An 11,794-nucleotide genomic window follows, 5' to 3' on the forward strand; every position below is an offset into this window, starting at 1 on the left:
GCGTGTGATCTCGTGGAGAGGCCGGACCGGTCACCACGCGCTGGGCGCGTAGTCCTTCAGGAAGACGCCGAACAGGTCCTCGCCGGCCTCGCCCCGGACGATCGGGTCGTAGACCCGGGCGGCGCCGTCGACCAGGTCGAGCGGGGCGTGGAAGCCCTCCTCGGCGAGTCGGAGCTTGGTTGCGTGCGGCCGCTCGTCGGTGATCCAGCCCGTGTCGACACTGGTCATCAGGATGCCGTCGGTCTCGAACACCTCGTGCGCGCTCGTCCGCGTGAGCATGTTGACCGCGGCCTTCGCCATGTTCGTGTGCGGGTGTCCCGGGCCCTTGTACGCGCGGCCGAAGACCCCTTCCATGGCGCTGACGTTCACCACGTACGTCCGCCGCGCAGCACTCGCCGCCATCGCCCGTCGCAGCTTCGAGATCAGGATGAACGGCGCGGTCGTGTTCGCCAGCTGGACCTCGAGCATCTCGAGCGGATCGACCTCGTCCACGCGCTGGGTCCACGAGTTGTCGTCGTGCAGATCGGGCACCAGACCGCCGGCATCGATGGCGGTCCCGGCAGCGTGTCGTTCGAGCGAGCTCGACCCCGGGGCCAGCGCCTGCTCGGTGAGCTCGTCCGCTCGGGCCGCGGCCGCCGCCAGGATGGGGTGCGCGGAGACCGATCGCTCGAGCGCCAGGGGGTGCCGGTCGCTCGTGTGCCCGAACGTCACCAGCTCGGGCAGTGGTCCGTCCGGCAACGGCGCGAGCTCGGCGTCGACCAGAGGCTGGTACGCCCCGGTCGAGCGCCGGACGGTCTGTGTCGCGTTGTTGATCAGGATGTCGAGGGCACCGGCAGCCGCCACGTCCTCGGCGAGACCGATCACCTGGGCGGGGTCGCGGAGGTCGATGCCCACGACCTTGAGCCGCGGCATCCACTCCGCGGCGTCGGGCAGGCTCGCGAACCGGCGCACGGCGTCGCGCGGGAAGCGCGTCGTGATCGTCGTGTGTGCGCCGTCACGGAGCAGCCGGAGCGCGATGTACATGCCGATCTTCGCGCGGCCGCCGGTGAGCAGCGCCCGCTTGCCCGTCAGGTCCGTCCGGGCATCGCGCTTGGCGTGGCTCAGCGCAGCGCACCGGGGACACAGCTGGTGGTAGAACGCGTCGACCAGCGTGTAGTGCTGCTTGCACATGTAGCACGGGCGGGACTTCAGCAGCGTGCCCGCGGTGGCGCTCTGGGTCGATGCGCTGATCGGGACGCCGCGGGTCTCGTCGTCGATGCGATCGGCGGCGCCGGTCGCGGTGGCGGCGATCACGCGACGGTCTGCCTCGGCGATGACCGCCCGCTTCTCGAGCCGGTGCGCCCGCTTGACGGCCTTGAACATCTTCGCCGTCGCCTGCCGGATGCTGACGAAGTCCGGGTGCGTCTCGTCGATCGACGGCAGCTGCTCGAGGACCCGGAGCGCGACGCGGAGGTCGTCGGGGTCGATGCCGCTGGGATCAGAACGCTCGGAGGTCACACGGGATTCTACGCGCGGTCACCGGCGTGGACAGGACCTCGTCGAACCATGTCACCCCATCCTGCCGCACGGGCAACACCCGTCACCAGCGGTGGCTACCCGTCGTGCGCCGCCAGCGTCGACAGCACGAGCTTCGCGATCCGCTGCTGCCCCTTGTCGTTCGGGTGGATGCCGTCCGTCGAGTAGATCCCCTTGCCGGAGTACGTGGCCTTCGGGAGGGTGTCGTCCATGCTCACGTACACGGCCCCGGCCTTCGTGGCCGCCTGCTTCGTCGCAGCGAGGTAGCTCGACCAGGGACTCGACATGTTGCTCGTCATCGAGGACGCCGGCGTGAACTCCCCGATCACCAGCAAGGACGGCTTCGACGGCAGTGCGGCGAGCGCCTCCAGGAACGCCCGGTACTGCGTGCCGAGCTCGGCCGGCGTCACGTGCTGCGCGTCGTTGCCGCCCAGCGTGATCGTGACCAGGTCCGGTGCGGCCCGGCGCATGGCCGTCAGGAACCCGGCCTGGTCCCGGGTGAAGGTCGAGATCGTCGCACCGGACTGCGCGGAGTCGTACCGCTGGATGCCCTTGTCCCGGTCGCCGTCGTAGATCGTGAAGCCCTGCAACGAGAACGGCGCGACTGCGGTGACGGTGACGGTGTGCTTGCCGCGCCGCAGGTCGTCCACCTTGGTGACGGTCCCCGTGCTGGCCTTCCCCGTCGTGGACACCGTCCGCGGTGCGCCGCCGTCGATGCTGTAGGTGAAGTCGCCCGACCCCTCGTAGCGCGTCCACCAGATGTCGAGCCCGGTCCCCGTGAACGGGTACGTCCGTGACGCGCCCGCCTGCATGGCGACGGACCGGTAGCCCAGGTCGGGCACGGTCTTGTCGAACTGGCTCGATCCGGAGCGCGCGGTCGCCCAGTCGGCCCACGTCGAGTCCGGCTCGTAGACGGCGAACTGCGCGGGGAGGTACCCGGCACCGCCACGGGCGCCGGAGGTCGGGTGCTCCTTCCGGAGCTGGTCGAGCGTCAGGTCCATCCAGCGGGTGGAACGGGTCGAGGCGCCCTGCCCCTCGGTGATCGAGTCGCCCAGCGCGACCCACCGCGCGGGAGCATCGGACCGGTCCGCCACGGCGGTGTTCCACGCGGCGAGGGGTTCGTCTGTGCCTGACCCGGTCGAGGCGCACCCCGTCGCGAGTCCTGCGACGAGGGCGACGAGCAGCCCGGCGACCATGCGGGATGCCCTGCGGGATGCCATGCGGCCAGGGTAGATGCTGCCATCTGGCAGGAACCGGACGGGAGGCGCGTGGCGGGCCCGCCACGCGCCTCCCGTCTGGTGTGCGGTCCGCTCTCACCCCAGCGGCTCCACGCCGTAGCTGGTGACCACCGCCCGCAGCTCGTCCAGGTAGGTCTGCGCCTGCACCGTCAGGGGCACGGAGGAGTGTGCGATCCACCCGATCTCGATGCGCTCGTCGACGTCGAGGGGGATGGCGACGATCTCCGGGTCCAGGTCGTCGCTGATCAGCCCGGTCGAGATCGTGTACCCGCCGAGCCCGATCATCAGGTTGAAGATCGTCGCCCGGTCCGACACCCGGATCTCCCGCTTGCTGGACATCGTCGACAGGATCTCCTCGGCCAGGTAGAAGGAGTTGTTCGCGCCCTGGTCGAACGTCAGCCGAGGCAGGTCCGCCAGGTCGGCCAGGGTCGCGCGTTTCCGGGTCGCGATCGGGCTCCGCCGGGCCACGAAGATGTGCGGCTGGGCGACGAACAGCGGCGTGAACACGACCCCGGCGTCCCGCAGCAGCTTGCCGAGGACCTGCCGGTTGAAGTCGTTGCGGTACAGGATGCCGACTTCGCTGCGCAGGGTGCGGACGTCCTCGATGATGTCCCACGTCCGTGTCTCACGCAGGGAGAACTCGTACTCGTCCGCAGCCGCCGCCTCGACCATGCGGACGAAGGCCTCCACCGCGAACGAGTAGTGCTGGGCCGACACCCCGAGCAGCCGGCGTGACGGCTGCCCGCCGACGTACCGCTGCTCGAGCAGCGAGACCTGCTCGACGACCTGGCGGGCGTATCCGAGGAACTCGACCCCGTCCACGGTGAGGACGACACCACGCGCCGAACGCACGAAGAGCGCCCGGCCGATCCGGGCCTCCAGGTCCTTCATCGCGGCCGACAGCGTCGGCTGCGCGACGTAGAGCAGGTCGGCGGCTGCGCTGATCGAGCCCTCGGTCGCGACCTCGATGAAGTACCGGAGCTGCTGCAGGGTGATGTCGTTCTGGACACGGGCCATAGGCGGAGGCTATACGACCGCATAGCGACTCGGTATTACCTGATGACCCGCGCCTCCCGTCATGATCGAGGAATGGCGAATGACCTGACCTTCAGCATCACGCGGACGCGGTTCGACGAGGACTACTCCCCCGCCGACAGCTCCCGGCTGACCACGAACTTCGCCAACCTGGCGCGCGGCGAGCACCGGCAGCAGAACCTGCGCAACGCCCTCGCCATGATCGACCGCCGCTGCAACGACCTGGCTGCCGGGGGTCCGGCCGCCGACCGGTACCGGGTGGAGCTCGACATCGTCTCCGTCACGGCGCACTTCGTCGACGACGGCGCCGACGGTGCGTTCCCGCTGCTCGAGATGCTCGACGTCACGATCCTCGACCAGCACACCGGCGAGCGCCACCAGGGCATCCTCGGCAACAACTTCTCGTCGTACCTGCGGGACTACGACTTCGCGGTGCTGCTGCCGTCGGCTCCATCGCTGCCGGCCGACTTCGGACACCTGCACGGGCAGCTGTTCCAGCGCTTCCTGGAGTCCTCGGCGTTCCGCGCGGAGTTCGACCTCGAGCCGGTCGTCTGCATCAGCGTCTCGACCAGCCAGACCTACCGACAGAACGGCTTCGTGCACCCAGTCCTCGGCGCCGAGTACGAGCACGAGCACTCCTCGCTCACCGATGACTACTTCGGTCGGATGGGCATGCAGGTCCGGTACTTCATGCCCCCGGGCGGCAGGGCCCCGCTCGCGTTCTACTCCCGCGGCGACCTGCTCAGCGACTACTCGGACCTGCAGCTCATCGGCACGATCAGCACGATGGAGACGTTCCAACAGATCTACCGCCCGGAGATCTACAACGCGAACACCCCGGCGCCGAGCACCTACCGCCCGAGCCTCGCGCACGAGGACTACACGGTGCCGCCCGTCTCCTACGACCGCGAGGAGCGGAGCCGCCTCGCCATCACCCAGGGCCGGTACACCGAGGAGCACCTCGTCACGCCGCACCGGGCGCTCCTCGAGCAGTGGGCATCCCGTCCCACAGCCGTGGCCGTCTGACCCATTTCCCGCTTCCTCGACCGTCTGGATCTCCTCCGCCCATGAGCACCCTCCTGCCCACCGCCATCGTCGGCAGCCTGCCGAAACCGTCCTGGCTCGCCGAGCCCGAGCAGCTGTGGTCCCCCTGGCGGCTCGACGGCGCCGCCCTCGCCGAGGGCAAGCAGGACGCACTCCGCGCCGCCGTGCACGAGCAGGAGCGCGCCGGCCTCGACATCGTCAGCGACGGCGAGCAGACCCGCCAGCACTTCGTCACGACGTTCATCGAGCACCTGGATGGTGTCGACCTCGAGCGCAAGGAGACCGTCCGGATCCGCGACCGGTATGACGCGGCCGTCCCGACCGTCGTCGGTGCCGTCAGCCGCCGGGCGCCCGTGTTCGTGGACGACGCGCGCTTCCTGCGCGCCCAGACCGATCGCCCGATCAAGTGGGCACTGCCCGGCCCGATGACGATGATCGACACGCTCTCCGACCAGCACTACAAGAGCCGCGAGAAGCTGGCGTGGGAGTTCGCCACGATCCTCAACCAAGAGGCCCGCGAGCTCGAAGCCGCCGGCGTCGACATCATCCAGTTCGACGAGCCCGCCTTCACCGTCTTCCACGACGAGGTGCAGGACTGGGGCGTCGCCGCGCTCGAACGCGCCACCGAGGGCCTGCGCGCCGAGACGGTCGTGCACATCTGTTACGGCTACGGGATCGAGGCGAACAACCGGTGGAAGGAGACGCTCGGGGCCGAGTGGCGCCAGTACGAGCAGTCGTTCCCGCTCCTGCAGCAGTCGTCGATCGACATCGTCTCGCTCGAGTGCATCCACTCCCACGTGCCGCTGGAGCTCGTCGAGCTCATCCGCGGGAAGAAGGTCATGCTCGGCGCGATCGACGTCGCGACCGAGACTGTGGAGACGCCGGAAGAGGTCGCGGAGGTGCTCCGTCGGGCACTCCAGTTCGTCGATGCGGACAAGCTCATCCCGAGTTCGAACTGCGGGATGGCGCCGCTCGCGCGGGGCGCAGCGCTCGAGAAGCTCGGCGCGCTGTCCGCCGGCGCGGACGTCGTCCGAGCGGAGCTCGTCGGTGCTGCAGTGCCGGCAGCGAGCTAGCGGCTCGGCTCCGGCCAGCAGCTCACGTTGGCCGGGCGCTCCGTTCTCCGCGCCTGACTGTCGGTCAGCTCGAGGTCGTCACTCCTGACCCTCGAGGCTCATCGTGTCGAAGTCACCCGCAATGCACTGCGAGCTGCCGTCGATCGTGTACCCCCGAGGATCTGCGCGGAAGTCCGAAGAACTCACCGGACCGCCCCTGCCCCGCACCCCGAGGATGGGGTCCTCACCCCCGGTCTGGTACCGCTCGGTCGTGACGCCGAGGTCCTTCCAGTGGCGCTCCACTGCTACGACATCGGCCTTCGGATCGACGCTCGCAGAACGGACCATCGCGTAGACGTACTGAACGCCGCCTTGCTCCAGACCGAGACCGCACTTCCCGAGCCCGGGACCATCACTGACTCCCCACCCGTCGCCCACGATCGTGGTCGATTCCTCGACGAACGTGACGATGGACTGTTTCGCTTCTTTCGCGTTCATGCCAGATCCTTCGCTGCAACCAGTGAGAAGGGCGACGGTGAGCAGGCCTGCTCCTGTCGCCCAGAGGACGGTGACGACTCCTCGCCGAGGTGGTTTAATCTGGCGGTTCCTTCCAGATCGGCTCGCTTCAGCGAGATCGGCGTGATCACTTCGTCAACAGTTCTGGCTGGCCGGTCGTGGCGTACGCGACGTTCTGCAGCGACTGCGTGTTCTCGTCGAGGTACCCGCCGCCGTACCAGGTGTGCACCCCGTGGTAGCGGACGGGTTCGAGGCCTGGATCTCCATCGGCGCCGAAGCTCGTGGCACCGAATTCCGGCGCGGTCGGATCCTGGTGGTGATCAGTACTGAAGTCGCGTCCGACTGCCGCCCATTCGTCGCCGCTCCAGTGCTCGATGATCGGCTTCACCACTTCTGCCTGCCCCGCGTAGACCGCATCCGCATGGATCTCGTCCGCCCCGTGGATGCTGTCCGGGATGCCCGCTGATGCGATGGCGGTGAACGAATCGACGTGCACGCCCTCGGTCGTGAGCGCGTAGGACGCAGTCGTCGTGCCGTAGGAGTGCCCGAGGACATTGACCGTGGGCATGGTGACGGCCCTCGTCGCGTCCAGGCCCATGATCGACGCGGCCAGCTTCTCCCCACCGGCTTTCGCGAAGTCACTGCCGAACACGGCGGCACTCGCCGGCGGGACCGGCGGCGCCTCGTACCCCATCCACGCGACGGCAGCGTTCGTGGAGCCGCGACCCAGGGGGACCGCCTTGGCTTGCTCGCTATAGACGTTCTGAGCCGCATCCGTCCAATCGGTCATGCTGCACGTGTTCGCCCCCATCCCCGGCACCGCCCAGGTGACGTTGGTCGCTTCATCCAGATCTCCGATGGAGACGGCGGCCAGAGGGGGATGGTCTGCGCTGAGCACCGTGAGCGTGCGAGGGCCTTTGCGGCCGTTGGGATTGAGAGAAGCCTTGATCGATTCGAGTGCGGAAAGGTCCGCCGCGTCCTTGCGTGCTGCAGCGCTGTAGACGCGGTCCGGACGATCGAGGTCGTCCAGGAAGTGTTGCGCGGACGCGATCCGACGATCGAGCACGGCGACGTTCGCAGCGCTGCGCGCCCAGTACGGTGCCCCTTCGAGGTTGCCCAACACGGTCAACACCGAGGTCGGAAGCAGTGCGAGGTCCGGAGCGTCTTCCTTCGTGAGACCGAGGTCCGTCCACATCGCGGCGACCTCGGTCGGGGTCAGTCCCGTCGCGAAGAGCCGTTGGACGTCTCGGACGAGCTCGTCGTCGGTCACCCCGCCGATCGCGGCATTCGTCAGCGATCCGACGCCTCCTGCCTGCTCGAACGCGTCGGCGATGCGGTCGATCCACGCAGCATCGGCTCGGTTCTCCTCGAGGAACCGTTCGAACCCCGTCAGGAAGGTGCATCCGTCGATCGTCACCCAGGAGCACGACGCGGTGAAGGCTCTCCACGAGCTCGCGAGCATCGAGGCCTTCGCTGCAGCAGCAGCATCGTTCGCCCGGCTGACCGAGCTGAAGTCACGCAGTCGCGCCGGGTCCGCCGAGCTCCGACCGTGCCCCGCGCCACCCCCGGACCGCCGTCGTTCACGGGGCGTGAACGCTGCGTGGATCGACGGCGGTCGGATCGCGACCTCCGACGGTTTCGGCGCGCGGATCGAGACCGGAGGCAACGTGGTGGTCACGAGCAGCGACGTCGCCGCGGCGTGCTGGCGGTCGCGTTCGGCTGCGTTCCAGACATCAAGGGCGTCCAGCCGTTCCTCCTCGGCCTCGGCAGCGGTCTTGGCGTCGCGGACCTGACTGACGAGGTCGTTCAGGACGGTCGCCAGCTTGCCCCGATCAGTTGACTCGGCCGAGGCGGACTCGGTGAACCTGTCGGCGTAGGCGCCGGAGAAGTCCGCCGCTGCTTCCTCGACGGCGGACCGACGGACTCCCGACTGCGCACGGAGCTCGTCCTCAGCCGAGGTGGCCGCTCTGATGACGCCGTCTGCTGCCGTCGCGTCGAACGCGATCTTCCCCATGAAATCCCCCTCCGGCCCACCCCGGTCCGGGTTCCGACCCTAGCGGGAATCTCGACCGACATGCACGTATTCCACATTCCGGTTTTCAATCGGGCGGAGGTTCGAGCCGCGGGCCGCCACTGGCCCCACACGTCCACGGACATCCCGCGACGCGCTCGGGCCGGCCGCACGGGCAATGACACAAGCGGGTCAGGCCAGGGGCGTTGACTACACGCATGATCACCAAGAGCAAGATCCACGAGGTCGAGAACGCGCCAGTCCGAGACCGTGACGGCGCATCGGTCGGCAAGGTCGCGCAGGTCTTCCCCTCCGACGAGGACGGCAGCGCCGCGTTCGTCAGCGTCGCGACAGGACTCTTCGGAGGCCACACCGCGCTCGTCCCGGTCGGAGACGCCACCTTCGACGGGAAGGACCTGCACGTCGGGTACGCGAAGAGCGCGATCAAGGGTGCGCCGTCCCCCGGAGCCGGAAGCACCTTGTCCCTCGCCGAGGAGAACGCCGCCCGCAAGCACTTCGGGCTGTCCCCCGCCGGCAAGGCGACCGGCGACATGGGCGACCCGCACGAGAACCTCGACCAGGCCGGTACCGGTCCTGCGGGTGCAGACGACACCGAGGGCGCGGGGACGACCCCGCCGGCGTGAGCAGCGGCCTCCCCGCCCTGAGGGTCGGTGCTGTCGTGACGCGGCCGGCAGCGCACGGCTCCCGCGGTGGCGGCAGGCGCAGGATGGCGTGGTGACCACCCCCACCCGAGCCACCGGCCTCGACGCCCTGCACGAGTTCGTCCCGCACGCCGGCGCCGACTACCGGCGCGACCGCAACCACGACCTCGGCCCCGCGCGGACCAACGTCTCCGGCCTGTCGCCGTACCTGCGGCACCGCCTGGTCACCGAGCAGGAGGTCGTCGACGCCGTCCTGTCCCGACGCAGCCTGCAGTCGGCGGAGAAGTTCGTGCAGGAGGTCTTCTGGCGCACCTACTGGAAGGGCTGGCTCGAGCAGCGCCCGGCGGTCTGGCGCCGCTACCGCGCCGACGTCAGCGACCTGCTCGCGGGAGACCTCCCCTCCCACTACGAGGACGTGCTCGCCGGCCGCTCCGGCATCGACGCGATGGACGCCTGGGTCCGCGAGCTCATCGAGACGGGGTACCTGCACAACCACACGCGCATGTGGTTCGCGAGCATCTGGATCTTCACCCTCGAGCTGCCGTGGCAACTCGGCGCCGACTTCTTCTACCGCCACCTGCTCGACGGTGATGCCGCCTCGAACACGCTGTCCTGGCGATGGGTGGCCGGGCTCCAGACCCGCGGCAAGACGTACCTGGCGACGACGGAGAACATCGCCCGGTACACCGACGGGCGGTTCGCGCCCACCGGCCTGGCCACCGAGGCTCGTGGACTCGACGAGGAGCCCTTCCCCGCCTCCACACCGGTCCCGTCCGACGACGTCGACGGGCGCCCCGGGGACCGCGTCGGACTGCTCCTGCACGAGGAGGACCTCGAGGCCGAGAGCCTGCTGGCCGAGCACCCCTCACTCGCACGGTCGATCCGTGCGACAGCGGTGACCGCCGATCCCGAGCAGCGCTCCCCGGCGGCAGTGTCCGCACCCGTACTGGCGTTCACCGCCGGTGCGGTCGCCGACGCAGCATCACGGACAACGGACGCCAGCGGACGTCCCGCGACAGTGCTCGACTCGGCCGCACCCTCCGCCGTCGTCAAGTGGGCAGCGGCCGAAGGTCTCGACTCGGTCGTCGTCCCCTACGCACCGGTTGGCCCCGTCCACGAGCGACTCGAGGTCCTGCGCGCCCGACTCGACTCGGAGGGCATCGGTCTCGTCACCATCCGCCGGCGCTGGGACGGCCGAGCGTGGCCGTACGCGTCGCGCGGCTTCTTCCCGTTCCGCGAGCGCATTCCCGGCCTCATCGATCAGCGCTAGCCGACGCCGGCTCGAGGATCCGTCTGGCTGGCTCCGTCCCAGCCTGGAGGCTCGGGGCGGCTCCGCCCCGCAGCTTGCGTCGTGGGGCCGGTAGCCATCCGTCGTGGTGTCGCGAGGCTCACGCCCGGTTCGCCGCCGCCCTCGCGGCATACCCCCACGCGACGAGCGCCCCGACGACCAGCCCCGCCGAGAAGATCGCGATCGCGCCGTTCACCCCGAGCAGCGTGCCGACCACACCGAGCGTCACGCCACCGCCGGTCCGCAACCCCGACGCGAACATCCCGAACACCCCAAGGGTCCGCCCACGCTCGCCCGCCGGCGCCTCGAGCTGCACCAGGCTCTGCGCGATCGACATCGAGGCGATCTCCCCCATGCCCGCGATGACGAGCACCACGAGGGCGACCACGACGCTCGACGTCAGCGAGAACGCGAGCACCGCGCCACCGAACACCACGGTCGCCAGGACAGCGGCGCGAAGCGACGGCTTCAACAGCCCGGTCGCCTCCAGCAGGAAGCCACCGACCACTCCCCCGAGGCCCATCGCGAACAACAGCGCACCGTACGTGGCATCCGCGCCGGAACGGCCCGCCAGCCCGTTCGCGAACTCCGGCATCGCCGAGGGCAGCGCGTTGCCGACGGTGATCGCCACCAGACCACCGATCACGATCATCGCGACGATGACGTGGTTCGACCCGATACTGCGCAGCACGCGCACGACTTCGCGGAGCGTCATGCGCGGAGGCGCGTCCAGATCAGCAGCATCACGCACATGCCCGGTGAAGCGCGTCCGACCCATCTGGATCATCATCGGCAGGTAGAGCAGCACGTTGACGAAGATGCCGACCGTCGGTCCGAGCTGCAGCAGGAGCACCGATCCGACGACCGGACCCAGCAGGATGCCGAGGCTCTGGAACGTCGAGTTCATCCGCACCGCGCTGGGAAGGTCGCGCTTCTCGACGAAGTCGTGCAGGAGCATCTGCTCGGCCGGGGCCCACAACGCGCCCGCAGCACCGTGGCCGAGCAACAGGACGCAAGCCCATCCGACGCTGAGCGAATCGGTCAGGAACAGCACGCCCCACCCGATCGAGACCAGCATGAACAACGCCTGCGCGACCTGGATGATCCGCCGGCAGTCGTACTTCTCCGCGAGCGAGCCAGACCACACCGAGAGCAGCAGGAACGGCAACCAGTGGCTGATCACCTGGAACCCGACCAGGGTCGGCGAGTGGAACGTCTGCCAGAGGACCCAGTAGCTGATGACGTGCTCGGTGTTGTCCGCCATCATCGACAGCCCCGACGTGAACAGGTACGGCCGGGAGCTCCGGTTGCGGAGGGCTGCGAAGCGCCGCGGTCCCGTCGTCCGCACGTCGGGAACAGGTGGCTCGAACTCAGTCATGCAAGGCGCTCCGATGAAGGTCTGTTCCCGCAGTATCCCGCTTCCCGGTGCTTTT

The 11,794-nt window shown here is 69.2% G+C and carries 10 protein-coding genes; 4 read left to right on the top strand and 6 right to left on the bottom strand.

All coding sequences use genetic code 11. From position 1 onward, the window contains the following. Nucleotides 1-30: 30 nt before the first annotated feature. The 3 genes from ASG04_RS03015 to ASG04_RS03025 form a co-directional block, all read right to left on the bottom strand. Entirely contained in the window at nucleotides 31-1,497 is a 1,467-nt protein-coding gene (locus ASG04_RS03015; protein ID WP_056119938.1) for an SDR family NAD(P)-dependent oxidoreductase, read from the bottom strand. A gap of 95 nt (nucleotides 1,498-1,592) precedes the next feature. After that, nucleotides 1,593-2,735, bottom strand: coding sequence for a GDSL-type esterase/lipase family protein (locus ASG04_RS03020; RefSeq protein WP_056119941.1), 1,143 nt, complete (start codon nucleotides 2,733-2,735; stop codon nucleotides 1,593-1,595). A gap of 93 nt (nucleotides 2,736-2,828) precedes the next feature. Then, nucleotides 2,829-3,770 carry a LysR family transcriptional regulator gene (locus tag ASG04_RS03025; RefSeq protein WP_056119944.1) on the bottom strand — a complete coding sequence of 314 codons (942 nt, stop codon included), beginning with the start codon at nucleotides 3,768-3,770 and terminating at the stop codon, nucleotides 2,829-2,831. Between the two features lie 72 nt (nucleotides 3,771-3,842). Between ASG04_RS03025 and ASG04_RS03030 the strand changes: the two genes are divergently transcribed. Next, nucleotides 3,843-4,814 (top strand): putative oxygenase MesX, encoded by a 972-nt coding sequence (locus ASG04_RS03030; protein WP_056119947.1) that lies wholly within the window; start codon nucleotides 3,843-3,845, stop codon nucleotides 4,812-4,814. Nucleotides 4,815-4,855: 41 nt separating this feature from the next. Continuing rightward, nucleotides 4,856-5,905 carry a methionine synthase gene (locus tag ASG04_RS03035; protein ID WP_056119948.1) on the top strand — a complete coding sequence of 350 codons (1,050 nt, stop codon included), beginning with the start codon at nucleotides 4,856-4,858 and terminating at the stop codon, nucleotides 5,903-5,905. 78 nt (nucleotides 5,906-5,983) lie between these two features. Here ASG04_RS03035 and ASG04_RS03040 read toward each other — a convergent pair whose 3' ends face one another. Continuing rightward, complete coding sequence (locus tag ASG04_RS03040; protein WP_056119951.1) at nucleotides 5,984-6,382, bottom strand: hypothetical protein; 399 nt, start codon at nucleotides 6,380-6,382, stop codon at nucleotides 5,984-5,986. Nucleotides 6,383-6,527: 145 nt separating this feature from the next. After that, on the bottom strand, nucleotides 6,528-7,817 hold the full coding sequence (locus tag ASG04_RS03045; protein WP_162241683.1) for an alpha/beta hydrolase: 1,290 nt from the start codon (nucleotides 7,815-7,817) through the stop codon (nucleotides 6,528-6,530). An 812-nt stretch (nucleotides 7,818-8,629) separates the two neighbouring features. On the opposite strand from ASG04_RS03045, the gene ASG04_RS03050 reads away from it, so the two are divergent. Both ASG04_RS03050 and ASG04_RS03055 read left to right on the top strand, forming a co-directional pair. After that, nucleotides 8,630-9,055: a PRC-barrel domain-containing protein gene (locus tag ASG04_RS03050; protein ID WP_056119956.1), complete on the top strand. Its 426-nt coding sequence runs from the start codon at nucleotides 8,630-8,632 to the stop codon at nucleotides 9,053-9,055. A 91-nt stretch (nucleotides 9,056-9,146) separates the two neighbouring features. Further along, the gene (locus tag ASG04_RS03055) at nucleotides 9,147-10,343 is read left to right on the top strand and encodes an FAD-binding domain-containing protein (RefSeq protein ID WP_056119960.1); all 1,197 of its coding nucleotides are present in this window, start codon (nucleotides 9,147-9,149) and stop codon (nucleotides 10,341-10,343) included. Between the two features lie 118 nt (nucleotides 10,344-10,461). Here the strand turns inward: ASG04_RS03055 and ASG04_RS03060 are convergent, their stop codons facing one another. Next, entirely contained in the window at nucleotides 10,462-11,739 is a 1,278-nt protein-coding gene (locus ASG04_RS03060) for an MFS transporter (RefSeq protein WP_056119963.1), read from the bottom strand. Nucleotides 11,740-11,794 lie beyond the last annotated feature (55 nt).

The sequence above is a fragment of the Curtobacterium sp. Leaf183 genome (assembly GCF_001424385.1).
Lineage (GTDB): Bacteria > Actinomycetota > Actinomycetes > Actinomycetales > Microbacteriaceae > Curtobacterium.

Excerpts from the sequence above, each read along its gene's own strand:
- ASG04_RS03030 (WP_056119947.1), top strand. The coding sequence starts at position 3,843 with ATGGCGAATGACCTGACCTTCAGCATCACGCGGACGCGGTTCGACGAG.
- ASG04_RS03035 (WP_056119948.1), top strand. The coding sequence starts at position 4,856 with ATGAGCACCCTCCTGCCCACCGCCATCGTCGGCAGCCTGCCGAAACCG.
- ASG04_RS03020 (WP_056119941.1), bottom strand. The coding sequence starts at position 2,735 with ATGGCATCCCGCAGGGCATCCCGCATGGTCGCCGGGCTGCTCGTCGCC.
- ASG04_RS03025 (WP_056119944.1), bottom strand. The coding sequence starts at position 3,770 with ATGGCCCGTGTCCAGAACGACATCACCCTGCAGCAGCTCCGGTACTTC.
- ASG04_RS03060 (WP_056119963.1), bottom strand. The coding sequence starts at position 11,739 with ATGACTGAGTTCGAGCCACCTGTTCCCGACGTGCGGACGACGGGACCG.
- ASG04_RS03040 (WP_056119951.1), bottom strand. The coding sequence starts at position 6,382 with ATGAACGCGAAAGAAGCGAAACAGTCCATCGTCACGTTCGTCGAGGAA.
- ASG04_RS03050 (WP_056119956.1), top strand. The coding sequence starts at position 8,630 with ATGATCACCAAGAGCAAGATCCACGAGGTCGAGAACGCGCCAGTCCGA.